We start from the raw sequence: 18,298 nt of genomic DNA on the forward strand, positions 1-18,298 counted from the left end.
TCTTTTCCACAGCGCTCGGATGCGAGGGCTGTCTGCCAACGCGCGGCCGATCGAACTTCGCCCGGCCCACAACATTGAGGTCCGAATCACCATGGAAACTCCTATTGAGTTCAGTATGACCATCGATGGAAAGGCCGTTCATGCGCCAAGGCGCTTCGACGTGCTCGATCCGGCCACCGAGAGCGTTGTGGCCAGCGCGCCCGATGCCGGGGCAGAACAATTGGATGAAGCCGTAGCCAGCGCAAGGCGCGCCGCGCCGGCCTGGGCCGCGCTGCCACTGGAATCGCGCCGGCAGCTTGTCGTCCGTATCAGTGAAGTCCTCCTGTCCAACCAGGAAATGTTGGCGGAGTTGTTGATGCGTGAGCAAGGCAAGCCGATCGCGGCCGCCCGCCAGGAAGTGCAGGCGGCGGCGCATTGGTGCGTCGAGATGGCGGGGTTCGATCTGCCCATGGAGGAGACCATCGAGTCGGCCGAGGAGCGGGTCAGGGTGCTGCGTGTGCCGCTAGGCGTGGTGGGCAGCATCGTGCCGTGGAACTTTCCGGTGGTGCTGGCGGTATGGAAGGCTGCGCCGGCCCTGCTCACGGGCAACACGCTGGTATTGAAGCCTTCGCCATTCACGCCCTTGACTACCTTGAAGCTGGGCGAGTTGTTGCGCGACGTATTGCCGCCGGGGGTGCTGAACGTCGTGAGTGGGGGCGATGCATTGGGTCCGTTGATGTCCGCGCATCCCGGCATAGATAAACTCAGTTTCACCGGTTCGACCCAGACCGGCCGCGCCGTGATGGCTTCCGCCGCGGTCAACCTGAAGCGCCTGACGCTGGAACTGGGCGGGAACGACGCGGCCATCGTCCTGCCGGATGCCGATGTCGACGCGATTGCGCCCGCCATCTTCTGGGGGGCGTTCTACAACAATGCCCAGTTCTGCCTGGCCATCAAACGCTTGTATGTCCACGAGGATGTCTACGACCGGATGGCGCAGGCGCTGGCCGAGTTGGCGCGCACAACCCGGGTCGGACCCGGGGATGCCGAGGGCGTCCTGCTCGGCCCGGTGCAGAATCGCCGCCAGTTTGAACGGCTCAAGAATCTGCTTGAAGACACGCGCAGTCAGGGGTGCCGCTTTCTGACTGGCGGCGAAGTGCCCGAGGGAAAGGGATATTTCTTTCCCGTTACCTTGGTGGACAACCCGCCAGATACGACGCGTGTGGTGCGCGAGGAGCCTTTCGGTCCGATCTTGCCGCTGCTCAAGTTCCGCGATGTGGAGGAGGCTATCGCGCGGGCCAACGATAGCGAATACGGCTTGGGCGGATCGGTATGGGGGGGTGACGCCGAGGCGGCCGCAAAGGTTGCGCTGCGCTTGCAGGCCGGCACCGTCTGGGTCAACCAGATCCACACCCTTAAAGCCGGAAAGCCCATGGCCGGCCACAAACAATCGGGCATAGGCGTGGAGAACGGCGTGGACGGCGTGCTGGAGTACACCGTAACCAAGACCGTGTCATCGAAACGAGCGCACTGAAAACCACAACAAGGTAGCCAAGGAGGAAGCCCATGAGCGATTACATCTCAGGCAAGACCATAGTCATTACCGGTGCTGGCGGCGGTTTCGGACGCCTCGTCGCGCAGAAGGCCGCCGCGCGCGGCGCGCTGGTGACATGCGGAGACGTCAATGTGGCGGCGGCGGAGGAGACCGTCGCGGGCATTGTCGCGGCCGGCGGCCGGGCGCAGGCCATTGCCGCGGATGTCCGAATTCTCGATGATCTGAAACGTCTCGTCGAAGCCAGCGTTCGGGAATACGGCTCGGTTGAGGTGATGCTCAACAATGCGGGCATCATGCCGCTGGCCTTCGTCGCCGATCACGCCATCGCCTACGATGCCTGGATGCGCTGCATCGACATCAATATGAAGGGCGTGGTCAACGGCATGATTGCCGCGCACGATGTAATGATTTCCCAGGGGCGCGGTCACTTCGTCAACATTTCGTCCATTTACGGAAATTTCCCCGTGGTGGGCGCGGCAATCTACGGCGCCACCAAGGCCGCCGTCAATTTCATGTCGGAAGCCGTGCGGATGGAAGCGCGCGGAAAGATCAAGGTCACGACGATCAAACCCACGGGCGTGCCCAGCACCGGGCTCGGCGGGTCCGTGGTCAACCAGGCGGCCGTCGTCGGTATCGTCGGGCCCAACATGGAGCAATTCCTGACCATGGCAAAGGGCCTGCAGGAAGGTTCCTTGCCGTCCGATCTGCGCGATCCGGAGAACATATCGCATATGCCGCTGGAGCCCGAATCCATCGCCGACGCGGTACTGCTCGCCATTGATCAACCCTGGGGTGTTTCGCTCAGCGACATGACGGTACGCGCTTCGGCGGATTGCTTCGTGCTTTGAGGGGAACGTCTGTTTCCGGCTGGCGGTGCAAGAGTGCGAAAGAGGGGCTGGGTCTTGGTCAGATCAGGGATGTTGGATTAATATCGCGAGGCGACAGATATAATTAGACACAACTGGTCGGAGGGCGTAATGGCTTGGGCGAACGCTTGGATGAAAACCAGAGAGATGTGGCGGCGTAGGGGCGCGATCTCGTGCGTCACGCTTGGATACTTGATCGCTGTCCATCAAATCTTGGCCGCCACCGATGCCTACGAGCAGGTTCGCAGCGTCCTGATTGAACACGAGCACTTTGAACTCGACGAACTGGTGCTTCTCGCAGCGCTGGCATCCCCCTTTGCCTGTGTCGCGCTCTGGATCCAAACCCGTCGCTTGCAGCAGGAAACACTGCAACGAAGGGCGCTGGACGAGCTCATGACCGAGCTTTTCAAGCGAACGCAGGAAAAGGAACGGAGCATGTGGTAGCGATCGTGGGGTCAGTTCAGTTTCTGAGCTGACCCTTCGTGTTTTGGGACAAGACGGCAAAACGCTGGCTGTGTTTCCCTCAGCGCGTCCGCAAGGCATCCACCGGTCCGGTGACCGTGATCACCAAGGGCACGCCGTTTATCTCATTGGGCAGGCGCGCCGCTACTTGAGCGTCCAGCACGCCCACCGCAAGCGCTTCCTCTCCCGGGCGGCCGGTGCTAATGCCGACCGAGACGACGCCGGGAATGGCAAGCAGTCGCTGGCCGTCGCTGGCCAACAGCGCTTCGGCTGCTCCGCCTGGCGGGGTTTCAACTGGGTTGTATTCGACAGGTCCCGCACCCGAAAAGTCCGGCCCTGGTTTTTGGATGTTGCTCATGGCGTCAACTCCTCTGGCCTCGCCGGGATTTGGGAAACACCGGCCGCTGCGATGCACGAGCGGCCGGGACCACGGTTACGGCAGCAATCTGATGTTCAACGAGGATAGCGCGGCGCCAATCGGGTTGGCAAACGTGGTGCCGCCACCGCCCGCGAACAGCAGGCCGACCGGCCGCACGCCAGTCGCCCAGTGCCAGATCAGCGAGCCGGAATCTCCGCCAGCGGAGAAGGGGTTGGCATTCACCGATTGGATGGCAATCTGGTTGCGGAAGAGCGCGACGCGGCCGCCGCCGTAGTTCACGTTGACCGACACGCCGATCTGCGTCACGCGGCCTTGGGTGAGTCCTGTCGTGCGGCCGCTCTTGCCAACGATGAGGCCGAGCGAGGCGGCCAGGGGGGCCGTGCCGGTTCGGTAGTAGGCCGCTCTGCCGCCCGACAGATAGTATTGCTCACCGCGGATCCCCACGCCCACGATACCTTCGGTCGAAGGCGCTTCGGAGAGTGTCGCGAACTCGCCAGACGCCGCGAGCAAGGTCGCTTCGACCGCGTCCCTGAGCGCCAGCAGGTCCTTTGATACGCCGGCCTCGGTAAGCGTGGCCTGCTGTTCCGCTTCTTCGCTCAGCGCGTCCAGGCCGGCGGAGTCGGAATCGGGGTTTTCGGGGGAGCCTGCGGCGGATTTACCGCTGGCCGGGCCGCTGTCATCGCCTTCGCCCGGGTTGTCCACGCGTGTGGAATTGCTGTTCTTTTCTGACATGACTATATCCTCCAACGAACAAGCGTTAGAAAAAATCGTGCAGATTGAGAAAGGTAGTCAGGCACCCATGGGACTCGCGAGCCGTGGCCAATTGTCCGCAGGGTTCAAGAAAGTCGTACTAATCAACTGGCATTACTACTGCGGGCGTTTTGCTGCCGATAGTGATTTTCTCGAGTTGGGGTATCCGTCAGGCACTACCCGCTGTGCCGGACCGATCTGGCCGCGCGAGCGCAAGTCTTGCGCCGCATTCAAGCAGCATCCATCCGAGCGGCGGTCTGCGGAGCAAGTAGATCCCCCAAGTCAGGTGCTCACGTCAGACATCCGATCGTCACCAAGCGTTGGATGCCGCTGAATAGTTCAAGCCAGGCGAGTACGGTAATCCTGGTAGTAATCCTGTTGAATGCCTCATTTTGGGTATGGGCAGGGCATCTCTCCTACCACTGCTCAAGCGTTTGCCGTGCTCTGAAAGGGGCAGAAGGATGGGACGCCAACATCACTGATTTCAGTGATATGCGCGGATGTAAATATTGGTTAGAGTCTGCAAGTTTTTTCAGACCAACTCTCAACCAACGGTGTAGCAATGAAAGTCAGGCGTTTTGCGATTGCGGCTTTGGCATGTGTTCCCATGGCCGCCTCGGCAGCGGATGTTGTTTTCGTCAATCAGTCATCCTGGGAAATCCACGAGATCTACTTCTCGCCCGCCAAGCAGAAAAGCTGGGGCGAAGACCACCTGGACAAGGAAGTGCTGCAGAAGGGCGATTCACTCACCCTGTCTGGCGTGAGCCGGGGCAAGTGGGACGTCCGCGTCGTCGACGAGGACGGCGATGAGTGCGTGCTCGAAGAGGTCCAGATCGACGGCGCCGACAAATGGGTGATCACCGACAAGGAGCTGTTGGCCTGTCAGGCTGCCAGCTGATCGCGCGGCTCGGACTCTTCAGTCAGCATGGGCGGGCCGAGCCTGATGGGCCGGCCACGACTCCAGCGGAATCTTGGCGCCAGCAGGGTGGCCCAGATGTGCATTGCATGCGGGACCGCCCATGCTGACTTGCTCCGGTAGTGCAGGCGAGGGATTCCAGGGACGGCGGATAGCAGTGGGAAACCGTAAAAGCAGGATTGGTTTTCCCACGGCGGGATTAAACGCCGCCCGTGGATTATCAGCCGTCAGTTCATCTGGATCTTGACTTGCTTGAGCAGGCCGCCGACCCGGTCGTACTCCTTGCGGATTTCCTTCATGGTCTCTTCGCCGCCGACATACTTGACGACGACACCGAGATTCGAGAAGCTTGCCTTGACCTCCGGATCGGCCACGGCGGCTTGAAAGGCCGTAGCCAACGTTGCTTGCACGGTCGCCGGGGTTTGCGCGGGCGCGAACGCGGCCACCCAGGCTACCATCTCGGCGCCGGGGAAGCCGGCCTCGCTGATGGAGGGTACGTCGGGCAGCTCTGGGTAGCGTTGTGCGGAGGTCGTCGCCAGGGCGCGCAATTGCCCGTTCTTGACGCGGGACACCGATCCCACGGCCGTATCAAAACCGAAATTCACCTCACCCGCCAGGACGGCTTGAACAGTCAGCGCGCCGCTCTTGTAGGGGACCTCGACGATATCGACCTTGGCGCTGGCTTTGATCGCCTCGCCGGAGATTTCTGCCGTGCTGCCGATGCCAAAGGACGCATATGAGAGAGTCCCTGGCGATTTTCTGGCGGCTTCGATCACGCTGGCCAATGTTTTGAATGGCGAGTCGGGCTTGACCAGGATCAGGTTGGGAAAGGACGCTATCGTGCCTATGGCAGCGAAACTCTTGAGCGGGTCGTAGTTCACCTTCGGCATGATCTGCGGGCTGATGGTGAAGGCGGCGTTGGACCCAAGGAAAATGGTGTAGCCGTCGGCATCGGCGCGCGCCACGGCGTCGGCGCCGATGGTGGTGCCGCCGCCCGCGCGGTTTTCGACAATCACGGGCTGCTTCAGCAATGCTTGCAGCTTGGGGCTCAGGATGCGGGCCATGTTGTCGATCGTGCCGCCGGCAGCATACGGCACCACCAGTTTGATAGGGCGGCTGGGGAAGGCGTCCGCCGCCCAGGCGGGGACGGTCGTCAACATCATGGCCATCGCGGTTGCGCCGAGGGTGCGCAGTGCAGCTCTTTTATTCATGGTTGTCTCCTTTGGTGTATGGGGTTAGAAACTGCCGTCGGCCTCTGCCAACTGGCGCAGCAGATCCGGTGGCGAAAAGCGATCCTGGCTGTAGGCGCCGGCCAGGTACTCAGCCCGCCTGACGGCGTTTTTCAAGCCGTACTGGTTGAGGAACTGGAATACGCCGCCCGTCCATCGCGGAAAGCCGATCCCAAGGACCGAACCGATGTTGCCGTCCCCCGCGTTCTCCAGCACGCGTTCCTGCAGGATGCGTACCGATTCGATGGCCATGCAGAACAGCAGGCGGTCGATCTTGTCCTGCTGTGGAATTTGCGCTTCTGGTTTGAGGAAATGCTCGGCCAGGCCAGGCCAGAACACCTTTTGGCCGTCGGCGGGGTAATCGTAGAATCCTCCTCCCGCGGCACGGCCCTTGCGGCGGAATTTCTCCAGCATGCGTTCCATGACCTGGTCGGCGCCGTGAGCGGGCAGGGGCCGACCTTCGGCCGCGTATGCCTTGATGGTTTCGAGGCGGTTGTTGTAGGACAGGGACAGGCTGACTTCGTCCAGTACGGCCAGCGGACCGACCGGAAAGCCCGCGAACATGGCTGCCGCTTCAATCGAGGCGGGATCTTGCCCTTCACCCAGCATGGCAACGCCTTCGCGCGTGAAGGTGCTGAAAACGCGGCTGGTGAAGAAGCCGCGGCTGTCGTTGACGACGATCGGCGTCTTGCCGATCTGCATGACAAAGTCCAAGGTATGCGCCAGCGTTTCATCGGACGTCTCCGCGCCCTTGATGATTTCCACCAATTGCATGCGGTGCACCGGCGAAAAGAAGTGGGTTCCGATGAACCGTCCTGCTCGGCTGGACGACTTGGCCAAGTCCGTGATGGGCAGTGTCGAAGTGTTGGAGGCCCAGATCGCCTCATCGCGCAGCAAGGGTTGCAATGCTCTCGTGATATCGGCCTTGAGCGCGGGATTCTCGGGCACCGCTTCCACGACCATGTCGACATGGGCCAGTTCGTCGTAGCCAGCCGCCGCGTGGATGCGTGCAAGGACGTCCTGGCGCCGGGTCTCGGTCATTTCGCCTTTCTCGACGCGCTTGGCCAGCAGCTTGTCGGCGTGGGTTCGGGCGCCTTCCGCCTGTGCCAGCGTGGCGTCCTTCACCCACACGTCCATGCCGCGCAGGGCGGCGACATAGGCGATGCCCTTGCCCATCATGCCAGCGCCAAGAACGGCCAGGGTTTTAATTTCCCTCTTGGGAATCCCTTGGGGGCGCTGTTCGCCCGCCTTGATCTCATTGGCGCGGAACCAGAAGGTCTTGATGATGCTTTTGGCCACGGGGCCTGTCACAAGCTTGACGAAGTAGCGGCTTTCGATGCGCGCAGCCGTATCGAAGTCGACCTGCATGCCCTCGACGCAGGCGCACAGAATGGCTTCGGGCGCCGGGTAGCAGCCCTTGGTCTTGGCTCGTACCTGCGCCGCGGCCGTCGAAATCCAGCGCTTGGGCTCGGTAGCATCGTTCCAGCCGCCGGGCGGCTCGTAGCCCGTCTGGTCCCAGGGCTGCCGGTAGACGGGGTTGGCCAGGATCCACGTCTTGGCCAGTCGCAGCATCTCATCGGGCGAGCTCGCAAGCGCGTGGATCAAGCCATGTTCCAACGCTTCGGCCGCCGACATCAACTTGCTGTCTTGCAGGTAGGGTTGCGCGGCCGCGAGACCCAGCAGACGCGTCATGCGCACGGTACCGCCCGCGCCCGGCATGAGCCCCAGCGAGGCCTCGGGCAGGCCGAACTGCGCTCGGGGTTTGTCCTGTGCAATGCGGTAGTGGCAGGCCAGGGCGATCTCGAAGCCGCCGCCAAGCGCGGTGCCATTCAGTGCCGCCACGACCGGCTTGCCCAGGGTCTCAAGGCGCCGCAGCGTCCGCTTGCCCTGTTCGGTGGCGTGGAACAGCTGCGGCGCATCGGCGGGCTGCATGTTGTAGAGGCGCTTGAGGTCGCCGCCCGCGAAGAAAGTGTCCTTGGCGGAAGTCAGGATGACGCCGACGATGGCGTCTTTTTCCGCGATCAGCTGTTCCACGCACTGGGCGAAGGTCTCGCGCATGGCGTCGGACATGGTGTTGACGCTTTGCTCGGGCGCGTCGAAGGTCAGCGTGACGATGCCGTCCTCGGACTTGTTGTAACGGATGGGGGCTTGCACCGGAACTACTCCTTAAACGCGTTCAATCACGGTAGCGACACCCATGCCGCCCGCAACACAGAGAGTGGCCACGCCATAGCGCAGCTGGCGGCGCTCCAACTCGTCGATGAGCGTGCCGATGAGCATGGCGCCGGTAGCGCCGATCGGATGTCCCATGGCGATGGAGCCGCCGTTGACGTTGATTTTTTCCAGCGGAACACTGAGTTCCTTGGCGAAGTACAGGGGGACCGCGGCAAAAGCCTCGTTGACCTCGAACAGGTCGATCTGGTCCGCGGTCAGGCCTGCCTTTGCCAGGGCCTTGAGGGTGGCGGGGACAGGCCCGGTCAGCATCAACGTTGCTTCGACCGTGCACAGGCCGGTTCCCAGAACTCGGGCGCGCGGACGCAAGCCGAGGTCGCGCTGGACCTGTTCGGTTCCCACAAGCACGAGGGCAGCGCCATCCACAATGCCGGACGAAGAGCCGGCGGTGTGGACGGCCGGGATCTGATGCAGCTGCGGGTATCGCTGGCGGGCGACGGTAAGGTTCGCCGCGGCGGACGCGCCGCCAAAGGCTGGCTTCAGAGCGGCCAGGCTTTCTATCGACGTATCGCCGCGCACATACTCGTCGCTGCTCAGGACCGGCAAGCCGTTGAAATCCCGTACAGGGACAAGAGAGCGGTTGAAGTGGCCAGCTTCGCTCGCTCTGGCCGCCAACTTTTGCGATCGCAAGGCGTAGGCGTCGAGCTGCTCGCGGTCAAGGCCATTGAGGGCTGCCAGCATGTCGGCCGCGTAACCCTGGGGGACGTAGTTGATGCGCATGCTGGTGGCCGGATCGTAGATCCACGCGCCGCCGCTGGCGCCCAGCCCGAGCCGTGACATGGACTCGACTCCCCCCGCCGCGATCAGGCTGTGCCAACCCGATTTCACCTTTTCGGCAGCCATGTTCACCGCTTCAAGACCCGCTCCGCAAAAGCGTTGAAGCGCCATGCCAGGAACATGTTCCCAGCCTCCCGCGCCAGACAGCGCGGCGATCCGGGGCAGGCAAGAACCCTGATCTCCCACTGCGGAACTGACGCCCATGATCAGGTCATCCACGCGCGACGGATCCAGGGTGTTGCGCTGGCGCAGGGCGTCCAGCAAGGTCATGACCAAATCGATAGGCTTCGTCTCATAAAGTGCCCCTCCTCCTGGCTTGCCTTTGCCTCTGGGGGTGCGAATGGCGTCAAATATCAGTGCGTCGGACATGGTTTCACCTAAAAAGTGAGTCGATTGTCTTGATAAAATTTGATGATGTCAATTTATTGGCGCATAATATTTAAAACGGTGCAGAAAAAATGAACCTAGAGTCTCAATTTCAAGTTGATGGTGCGGATGCCGAGAAGGGCAGTGGCGGCGCGTTGGCCCGTGGCATTGCCTTGTTGCAGGCGTTCAGCTCCGAGAGGACTCGTCTGACCGGCCGGGAGCTGATGGCGCTGACGGGCTTGCCCAAGCCCACGATGTTCCGCCTGCTGACCACGCTGTGCGAGGCGCACTTGCTCCGCTACAACGAGGCGGATGGGTGCTATGTGCCCGCTGCTGGTCTGGCGAATCTGGCCGCTCCGGTGCTTGCGCGCACGTCTATTCGTCAACTGGCATTCGGTCCCATGCAAGCGCTGGCCGATCGTTTGCGGGCTCAGGTTTCACTGGGACTGGGGCACGGATTCGATCTGGTCTTTATCGAACTGGCGCAGTCCAAGGATTGCGTCACGGTTCGTCCCAGCATGGGCAGCCGTATTTCCTTGGCTCGGACCGCAACGGGACGGGCGTATCTGTGCGCCTTGTCCGCCGAAAAGCAGCAGGAATATTTGAGTCAGCTGTCTCAGAACGACCCAGCCATGGCAGAGATGTTGAGGCAGCGCCTGGCCAAGGCGCGGCAAGACCTCGAGCAGCGCAGCTTCACGGTCAACCTGGGGGACTTGAATCGCCAGATTCATGCGGTGGCGGTGCCTCTGCGCTCCGTGCCCGGTTCCGACGAGGTATTTGTCATCAACTGCGCGGTGCCCAGCTTCGAATTGCAGCCCGACCAGCTTCTGGACGATGTCGGGCCGCGCCTGGTTACGTTGGCCCGCAGCATTGAGGCCGCCTTGGGGCTGCCCCCGCTTTACGCCGTGGACGGTTTCCCTCAGTCCGCGGATTTCTTACCCACTTCCCCCCCTCCCCGATAGGCGCCATGAACTTTGACCTGACACCCGAACAAGACGCGTTGTGTGATGCCGTAGCTCGAATTTGCAGCCAATTCGATGATGAATATTGGCTAGCGAAGGATGAGGAAGGCGGTTTTCCGTTGGAGCTGCACAGCGCGTTGGCGCAAGCGGGCTGGCTTGGCATCTGCATCCCGGAGGAGTACGGCGGTTCGGGTCTGGGCATTACCGAAGCGGCTCTGATGATGCAGACGATCAGCCAGTCGGGAGCGGGGATGTCAGGCGCTTCGGCCGTCCACATGAATATCTTCGGCCTGGAGCCAGTGGTGCTATTCGGGGACGCCGAACAAAAAAAACGCATGCTGCCGCCTCTGGTCGCGGGTAAGGAGAAGGCGTGTTTCGCGGTGACCGAGCCGGATGCCGGCTTAAATACGACCCGCTTGAAGACGCTGGCGGTCCGAGATGGCGATCACTACGTCATCAATGGTTCGAAAGTATTTATCTCCACCGCGCAGGTGGCGGAGAAGATGCTGATACTGGCGCGCACGACGCCGCTGGACCAGGTAAAGAAGCCCACCGAAGGTCTGACCTTGTTCTACACCGACCTGGATCGCCGTTTTGTCGAGGCGCGCGTCATCGACAAGATGGGGCGCAAGGCGGTGGACACCAACCAGCTATTCATTGATGGGCTGAGGGTCCCGGTAGAGGACCGCATCGGCGAGGAAGGCAAGGGCTTTCAATACATCCTGCACGGAATGAATCCGGAGCGCATCTTGATTGCATCGGAGGCGATCGGCTTGGGCAAGGCTGCGCTGCGGCGCGCCTCCCATTACGCCAATGAGCGCATCGTGTTCGACCGGCCCATCGGCAAGAACCAGGCCATTCAGCACCCTCTCGCGGAGTGCTGGATGAATCTGGAAGCCGCAAATCTGATGATGTTGAAAGCCGCGGACAGATTCGACCGCGGCCTGCCTTGCGGCGCCGAAGCCAATGCCGCCAAGTTCCTGGGCGCGGAGGCGGGCTATCAGGCATGTTTGCAAGCCGTCATGACGCATGGCGGCTATGGCTATGCCAAGGAATACCACGTTGAACGCTACCTGCGTGAAAGCATGATTCCCCGGCTGGCGCCCATCAGTCCACAGCTGATCCTGTGCTTCATCGCCGAGAAAGTACTGGGATTGCCAAAGTCCTACTGACGTAAGGGATAACTAGAATGGAGACATACAGCAACGCCATTGACCGGTTGGCGCATTGGGCGATGGTCGAGCCGGACCGGGTGGCAGTGCGCCTGGTGGATGGCGCAAGCACGACTCATCTGAGCTATGGAGAGCTCGATGCTCGTGCAAACATCATGGCCCAGTGGCTGCTTGGACTGGGCCTGCAAGAGGGCGACGGCTTTGCTTTCATCATGGAAAACCAGCCCGAGCTGTTTGCGCTGGCCTGGGCCGCGCGCCGAACGGGCCTGTACTACACGCCGATCAGCACCCACCTGCGCGCCGAAGAGATCGCCTATGTCCTCAAGGACTGTGGCGCGCGCATGGTGGTCGCGACGCCGCAGACCATCCCATTGATTCCGGAAGCCTCGCAATGGGACGGTTTGCGCTTTGTCATGGCCGCGGACGCGGGACCCCAGCCCGAATTCGTTCCCGTGATTCCTGTTCTGGAGGCCTTGCAGGCGAGGCCCCTGCCACAGCGCAAGGTCGGACGGGATTTTCTCTATTCCTCCGGCACCACGGGCAAACCCAAGGGCATCAAGCGCCCGATGGCAGCCTACGAAGACCGCTTCAAAGACGCCTACGACGCTGTGGTGTGGCGTGAGTTTTTCGGGTTTGGGCGCGACTCCGTCTACTTGACCATGGCGCCGCTGTATCACGCCGCGCCGTTGCGCAGCGCCATGCGCAATATCGATTGGGGCGGCAGCAATATCGTTGCCAGCCGCTTCGACGCCGCGCAGGCCCTGCAATTGATCGAGCAGTATCGCGTCACCATCAGCCAGTGGGTGCCGACCATGATGGTTCGGCTGCTGGCGCTGCCAGAGACGGTGCGCAACGCCGCGGACCTTTCCAGCATGCACGCGGCCATTCATGCCGCGGCTCCTTGTCCGCCGGACATCAAACGGCGCATGATCGATTGGTGGGGGCCGGTCTGGTATGAATACTATGGAGGCTCGGAAGGCGTGGGGCTGACGGCGCTGGACAGCCGGGAGTGGCTGGAGCGCCCGGGTTCGGTAGGCAGGGCCAAACTCGGATCGATTCACATCAAGGACGAGCAAGGGCGGGAGTTGCCCGCTGGCGAACAAGGCAGTATCTACTTTTCCGGCACGCCGCGTTTCAGCTACCACAACGATCCCGTCAAGACGGAGGCTGCCTATGACGCCAATGGCTGGGCAACGTTCGGTGACATCGGCCACGTGGACCAGGACGGCTATCTCTACATATCCGGCCGGCGCGTCGATCTGATCCTGTCGGGCGGGGTCAACATCTATCCTCAGGAAATCGAGAATGTGCTCGCGGCTCACCCGGCCGTGGCCGACGTGGCCGTCATTGGCGTGCCGCATTCCGAGTACGGCGAGGAGGTCAAGGCAGTGGTGCTCCTGCACGACGCAAGCCTGGCCAGTCCCCAGCTGGGCCTTGCGCTCATCGAACATTGCAGGCGGCAGATTTCGAACTTGAAGTGCCCGCGCAGCGTGGACTTCGTGTCATCGCTGCCGCGCTTGGAGAACGGCAAGATCTACAAGCGTCTGCTCATGAACCAGTACGGCAGGCAAACCGTTGTCCACTAACCCAAGAGCCCTATCCATCATGCGTACTGCGCTGCGAGAAGATCACGAGCATTACCGCGACCAGGTCCGGAAATTCGTTCAACGCGAGATCGCGCCTTATCATCAAGAATGGGAAAAAGCCGGCATCGTTCCCCGCGAAACCTGGCTCAAGGCCGGTCGCGACGGATTGCTGCTTCCTGCGATTCCGGAAGAGTACGGCGGGGGCGGCGGCGATTTCGGCCACTCGATAGTCGTGATCGAAGAGTTGATGCGCGTCCTGGCCACAGGTCCGGGCTTCCCGCTGCACTCCGACATTGTTGCGCCCTATCTGCTGGCATATGGGACCGAGGAACAGAGACAACGCTGGCTTCCACCCATGGCCCGAGGCGAGAAGATCGGCGCGATTGCAATGACCGAGCCTGGCACCGGCAGCGACCTCAAGGCCATGCGCACCACGGCGCGCAGAGATGGCGATCACTATGTGATCAACGGCGCCAAGACTTTCATCACTAATGGTTCCAACTCGGACCTGGTAATCCTCGCGTGCAAGACCGACCCGGAGCAGGGAACGCGCGGCATCAGCCTCATCGTGGTGGAAGCCGGCGCCGCGGGATACACCAAAGGTCCATTGCTGGAAAAGATCGGTCTGAAGGCGCAAGACACCTGCGAACTGTTTTTCGATGCAGTGAGAGTGCCTGTCGGCAACTTGCTGGGCGACGAAGGCAAGGGTTTCGGCTATCTCATGCATCAACTGGCGCAGGAGCGCCTGATGGTCGCCACGCGCAGTCCCGTCGTCATGGAAGCCATGTTGGAGGAGACGGTCAACTACACGCGCAATCGCAAGGCCTTTGGGCAAGCCATTTTTGATCATCAGGCCACGCGCTTCAAACTGGCTGAGGTCAAGGCCCGGGCGACCGCTTGCCGCGTGTTCGTGGACCATTGCATTGCGCTGCACTTCAAACAGCAGCTGACATCCGAGATGGCTGCGATGGTCAAGCTCTACGCCACCGAATTGCAGGGCCAGATCGTGGACGAGCTGCTGCAGTTGCACGGGGGCTATGGCTTCATGCGGGAATATCCGATTGCCCGCGCGTTTGTCGACAGCAGAGTACAGCGCATCTATGGCGGCACGTCCGAAATCATGAAGGAAATCATCAGTCGCACTCTATAAGCAGGTACGCCACCCGCCAGGCGCCGGCGGGTGCGCGCTTCCCGGATCTCGCACGCCTGCTGTCCGGTCTCCATGAGCGCTACATCCTGGTCGGTTCCGCAGTTGACCTCATTGAGGTCGAGGATGCCGGGACGGGCGACCACGCCCAATATGCCGATGGCTCCCGTCTGACGAGGCTAAATGTTGCCTGTCGATTTTTCCCGCTAGCCGACCCATCGCATTAATGCGGAATACGTCAATTTATTGCAATGTTATCAGTTGTAACTCAAAAAAAGCCCTTATGCCATAAGCAGATATACCTAGTTTCAGGTATAGACGAAGAGTTTCAATCCTCGTCTAATGCTTGCAGTCAATAGACAAAATGATGCATTGACTTGAGCGAAAAAGGCTGCTTATCAGCAACAGTGTATGCAATCTTTACGCGATGCTCGGGTTGGTGAATGGCGAAAAAACAGGCAAGGAGGGTAGAGGCATGTCAGCGACTGTGTTTTATGAACGGGCTGTGGCGCTGGATCGGGCGGCGCACCAGGACACCAAGATCCAGATTCAGCCGGATCATTACGCATTCGCGCAGGACACGAATGCTTTGCCCATCGCCGCCAGCGAGTTCGCGGATGCCGGCCGCCACTATCCCATCGTGTTCGTGGGTGACGACGCCGGTAATTTCCACGTGGCCGTGCTGCTGGGGCTGGAAGACAAGTCCAATCTGTTCGTGACCGAGCTGGGCACCTGGAAGGCCGACACCTACGTGCCCGCTTTTGCCCGTCGTTATCCCTTCGTGCTGGGCACCACGGCCGAGGCCGACCGCCTGGCCGTGTGCATCGACGAGTCCTATCCCGGCGTCAATGCCGCGGATGGCGTGGCCTTGTTCGAGGACGGCAAGGAAACCGGTTACCTGACGCAGATGATGGAATTCCTGCGGGTGTTCCAGGGCGAGATGGAACTGACCAAGAACATGGCTCAGCGCCTGAACGAGCTGGGCTTGCTCACGGCCAAGACCATCACGATTTCGCAGGCCGACGGCGACCGCTATCTGAGCGGCTTCTGGGTCGTGGACGAGCAGAAGTTTGCCGGCATCGATGACGCCCGCGTGCTCGAACTGCACCGCGCCGGCATCATGCGCCTGATCGAACTGCATCGCGCCTCGCTGGGCAACGTCCAGCGCCTGGCGATGCAGCTGGACGAGCAGCGCCGCCTGAAGGCACAGCAGCAGGACGCCGCGCCCGTCGAGTCCGCGGCCTGATTCCCGCCGCTGGGCCATGCTGACCGCCACATTGACTCCCGCGATCGGCCCGGCCCCCAGCCAAGCCGGCGCCGAACCCGAGATCCACATCCCCCTGCATACGCTGCGGGGGGAGCAGCGGATCTGGGCGGACCGCCTGCTCGCGGTCTTCAAGGATAGGCGGATCGACGGGGTCGAATGGTCGATGAAGTTCTCGGCCGCGGGCCTGGTCGGCAATCGCTTCATGCTGGGCATACAGCGCGAAAACTGGCGCCAGCTGGATCTGGCCACCTTGTCGCGCGCGCTCGCCATGCCTCAGTCGCTGTGGATGCGGGTCGCGCAGGACATGGAGCACGCGCGTGCCATGTTCTTCGCCTACGAGCCCGATGGCGCGGCCGGCACGTACCGCGTCTACCTGGAGTTCATGCCCACGCCCGAGGCGTTGCGCCAGCACGGCGTCCTGCCCCTGGGCTGCGGCTACAAATGGCATCCGGCGACGCAGCGCGAGGCGGCGGTGACGGCTTACCGCATGCGCTATCTGCAAGACCGTGCGGCATTCGATGCGCACCTGGAACCTTATCTGGCCAGGCTTGCCAACCCGGTGCTGCGGCAGGTCGCGCAAACCATCGTGGCGCAGGCTTGCGGGCAGGCCGATCCGGCGGGCTTCATGTTCCTGGAAGTGGACGAGGCCGATACCCGGCGCGATTCGTTCACGGTGACTTTTCGTGGGGCTGACCTGCCGTTGCGGGCGTTCATTCCCGATCTTCTGCGTCTGGCCGCCAGTCTGGCTTTGGCGGAAAGCGATGTTCTTGGTTTCCTGCTGCCCGACGAACCCCGCAGCCTTTACAGCCTGGCTGCGGGCGCCGCGCGCGACGGACATGAATTCTTGACTGTTTACTATGACTGATAACGACAAGTTTTTCTTCCGTCCGGCGCTCGCGCGGCAGGGCATGCTGGTGGCGGCGGTCATGGGCGCATTGAGCATGGCGGGCTGCGCTTCGCGCGGCCCGGCGACGCCGGCGGCATCCGCGCCAGCCACTGCGACGACGCCGGCGGCTTCTGCGGCGCCGCAAACCGAAAGCGGCCCGCTCAAGCTGGGGGAGCCCACGCCCCAGGAGGATTCCGGCTTCGGCAAGACGACGCCCAGCGCCCAGATGGACGAAGTCGCGCCCGCGCCCGCGCCGCGCTTCGACGAGAACACCGTGTTCCCGGCGCCCGCGTCGTATCTGGCGCAAGACATGCCGGCGTACAACGGCGCGCAGCTGCCGGACCAGTCCGATCCCATGACGCTGGACCAGATCTACATGATGGCGCTGCAGAACGACCCGCAGATGCAGGGGGCCTACCAGGAACTGCAGGCCGTGGGCTATGGCGTGATCTCCGCGCGCGCGGGCCTTCTGCCCAGCGTGAGCGGCGAAGTCAATCGCAGCCGCGTCCGCCAGAACGTGGTCGACAGCGAAAACACCGTCTACCAGACCGGCCGCGCCAACTGGGCCGAGAATGGCTGGGCGCTGACCCTGAACCAGCCGATCTTCGAGCTGGGCGCTTATCACAAGTGGCGCCAGTCGCAGGAGGCCGAGCGCAAGGAAGTGGCCAGCTACGCCTACGCGCAGCAAGACCTGATGCTGCGCACGGCAACCGCCTATCTCAGCGTGCTGGCCGCGCAGGACCAGATCGACCTGACCGAGGCGGAGCGCCGCACTACCCAGAAGCAGAAGGAGCTGGTGCAGGCGCGCTTTCACAGCGGCCAGGAAACCCGCGTCGGCCTGAGCGAAGTGCAGGCTCGCCTGGACATCCAGGATGCCAACACATTGCTGGCAAGGAACGACTACCTGGACAAGCAGCAGGCCGTGCAGGAGATCGTCGGCTACGGCAACCTGAAGCTGCGTCCGGTGCGCAAGGACCTGCCGATGACGCTGCCGGTGCCCAACGATCCCCAGACCTGGCTGCGCACGGCGTTGGACCAGAACTGGTCGATCCGCGCGGCCTCGGCGGGTGTGGCGGTGGCGGAAAAGGAAGTGTCGGTACAGAAGGCTGGCTACTACCCCAGCGTCAATCTGCGCGCTTCCACCGGCCGCAACGAAACCGGCGGCAGCCTGTTCGGCGGCGGCAGCACGGTTGCCGACACCCGCTTCACGGTGAATCTGTCGGTGCCGATCTTTCAGGGCGGCTACACGTATGGCATGAGCCACGCGGCCGCGAGCCGCCTGAGCGCGGCTTCGTCCGACCTGAGCCTGACGCGCCGCAAAGTGCAGCGCCAGGTGTTCTCGTCGTTCCAGAACATCGTGATCGGCATCGATCGGATCAAGGCGCTGAACAGCTCGGTGGAATCGTTCGAACTGGCGCTGAAGCTCAAGGAAGAGGGCTTCCAGGCGGGGCTGAATGACATCGTCAGCGTGCTGGACGCATCGCGCAATCTGTACAACGCCAAGCGTCAACAGGCCGAGGCTGGGTACAACTTCTTGCTGGATGGGCTGAAGCTCAAGCAGGCGGCCGGCACGCTGAACGCGGCGGACATCGCGGCGATCAGCCAGCAGATGCTGTAGCACAAGAGGGGGGCTTGCGGCACGACACGCAGGCCGGGGTGGTACGCAGGCAAGACAACAGCAGGGCCATCCGGCGGTCAGCCGGATGGCTCGGAATCGTTTAAATCAGGGCGTTTCATGCGCCCGCATAAGAAATGTCGAGCGACGAT

The 18,298-nt window shown here is 62.2% G+C and carries 16 protein-coding genes; 11 read left to right on the forward strand and 5 right to left on the reverse strand.

Translation table 11 applies throughout. The features are described from left to right. Positions 1-115: 115 nt before the first annotated feature. The 3 genes from FOC84_RS21275 (at position 116) to FOC84_RS21285 (ending at position 2,844) form a co-directional block, all read left to right on the forward strand. Positions 116-1,513: an aldehyde dehydrogenase family protein gene (locus tag FOC84_RS21275; protein ID WP_254241726.1), complete on the forward strand. Its 1,398-nt coding sequence runs from the start codon at positions 116-118 to the stop codon at positions 1,511-1,513. Positions 1,514-1,545: 32 nt separating this feature from the next. Then, entirely contained in the window at positions 1,546-2,382 is an 837-nt protein-coding gene (locus FOC84_RS21280) for an SDR family oxidoreductase (RefSeq protein WP_173146178.1), read from the forward strand. Between the two features lie 150 nt (positions 2,383-2,532). Continuing rightward, on the forward strand, positions 2,533-2,844 hold the full coding sequence (locus FOC84_RS21285) for a hypothetical protein (protein ID WP_173146179.1): 312 nt from the start codon (positions 2,533-2,535) through the stop codon (positions 2,842-2,844). A 79-nt stretch (positions 2,845-2,923) separates the two neighbouring features. Here FOC84_RS21285 and FOC84_RS21290 read toward each other — a convergent pair whose 3' ends face one another. Then, complete coding sequence (locus FOC84_RS21290; protein WP_173146180.1) at positions 2,924-3,220, reverse strand: hypothetical protein; 297 nt, start codon at positions 3,218-3,220, stop codon at positions 2,924-2,926. Between the two features lie 75 nt (positions 3,221-3,295). Then, complete coding sequence (locus tag FOC84_RS21295; protein ID WP_254241727.1) at positions 3,296-3,973, reverse strand: S1 family peptidase; 678 nt, start codon at positions 3,971-3,973, stop codon at positions 3,296-3,298. 625 nt (positions 3,974-4,598) lie between these two features. On the opposite strand from FOC84_RS21295, the gene FOC84_RS21300 reads away from it, so the two are divergent. Continuing rightward, a complete protein-coding gene (locus tag FOC84_RS21300) occupies positions 4,599-4,889 on the forward strand; it encodes a hypothetical protein (protein WP_254241728.1) in 291 nt (96 codons plus the stop codon). Positions 4,890-5,134: 245 nt separating this feature from the next. On the opposite strand, the gene FOC84_RS21305 is transcribed toward FOC84_RS21300, so the two are convergent. Genes FOC84_RS21305 through FOC84_RS21315 form a run of 3 tightly spaced genes read right to left on the reverse strand, consistent with a single transcriptional unit; the run spans position 5,135 to position 9,514 of the window. Beyond that, complete coding sequence (locus FOC84_RS21305; protein WP_173146182.1) at positions 5,135-6,118, reverse strand: Bug family tripartite tricarboxylate transporter substrate binding protein; 984 nt, start codon at positions 6,116-6,118, stop codon at positions 5,135-5,137. Between the two features lie 24 nt (positions 6,119-6,142). Next, complete coding sequence (locus tag FOC84_RS21310; protein WP_173146183.1) at positions 6,143-8,290, reverse strand: 3-hydroxyacyl-CoA dehydrogenase NAD-binding domain-containing protein; 2,148 nt, start codon at positions 8,288-8,290, stop codon at positions 6,143-6,145. Positions 8,291-8,302: 12 nt separating this feature from the next. Next, positions 8,303-9,514 (reverse strand): acetyl-CoA C-acetyltransferase, encoded by a 1,212-nt coding sequence (locus tag FOC84_RS21315; protein WP_173146184.1) that lies wholly within the window; start codon positions 9,512-9,514, stop codon positions 8,303-8,305. An 89-nt stretch (positions 9,515-9,603) separates the two neighbouring features. On the opposite strand from FOC84_RS21315, the gene FOC84_RS21320 reads away from it, so the two are divergent. The 7 genes from FOC84_RS21320 (at position 9,604) to FOC84_RS21350 (ending at position 18,149) form a co-directional block, all read left to right on the forward strand. Then, positions 9,604-10,473: an IclR family transcriptional regulator gene (locus tag FOC84_RS21320; RefSeq protein WP_173146185.1), complete on the forward strand. Its 870-nt coding sequence runs from the start codon at positions 9,604-9,606 to the stop codon at positions 10,471-10,473. Between the two features lie 5 nt (positions 10,474-10,478). Beyond that, entirely contained in the window at positions 10,479-11,645 is a 1,167-nt protein-coding gene (locus tag FOC84_RS21325; RefSeq protein ID WP_173146186.1) for an acyl-CoA dehydrogenase family protein, read from the forward strand. Between the two features lie 17 nt (positions 11,646-11,662). Then, positions 11,663-13,231 carry an AMP-binding protein gene (locus tag FOC84_RS21330; RefSeq protein WP_173146187.1) on the forward strand — a complete coding sequence of 523 codons (1,569 nt, stop codon included), beginning with the start codon at positions 11,663-11,665 and terminating at the stop codon, positions 13,229-13,231. A gap of 19 nt (positions 13,232-13,250) precedes the next feature. Beyond that, the gene (locus FOC84_RS21335; protein ID WP_173146188.1) at positions 13,251-14,381 is read left to right on the forward strand and encodes an acyl-CoA dehydrogenase family protein; all 1,131 of its coding nucleotides are present in this window, start codon (positions 13,251-13,253) and stop codon (positions 14,379-14,381) included. 472 nt (positions 14,382-14,853) lie between these two features. Then, the gene (locus FOC84_RS21340; protein WP_173146189.1) at positions 14,854-15,624 is read left to right on the forward strand and encodes a SapC family protein; all 771 of its coding nucleotides are present in this window, start codon (positions 14,854-14,856) and stop codon (positions 15,622-15,624) included. A gap of 16 nt (positions 15,625-15,640) precedes the next feature. Next, entirely contained in the window at positions 15,641-16,510 is an 870-nt protein-coding gene (locus tag FOC84_RS21345) for a hypothetical protein (RefSeq protein ID WP_173146190.1), read from the forward strand. Next, positions 16,503-18,149 carry a TolC family outer membrane protein gene (locus FOC84_RS21350; protein ID WP_173146191.1) on the forward strand — a complete coding sequence of 549 codons (1,647 nt, stop codon included), beginning with the start codon at positions 16,503-16,505 and terminating at the stop codon, positions 18,147-18,149. The genes FOC84_RS21345 and FOC84_RS21350 overlap by 8 nt, the downstream gene beginning before the upstream one ends. Positions 18,150-18,298: the final 149 nt, after the last annotated feature.

It is taken from the genome of Achromobacter pestifer (assembly GCF_013267355.1).
Classification (GTDB): Bacteria; Pseudomonadota; Gammaproteobacteria; order Burkholderiales; family Burkholderiaceae_B; genus Achromobacter; species Achromobacter pestifer_A.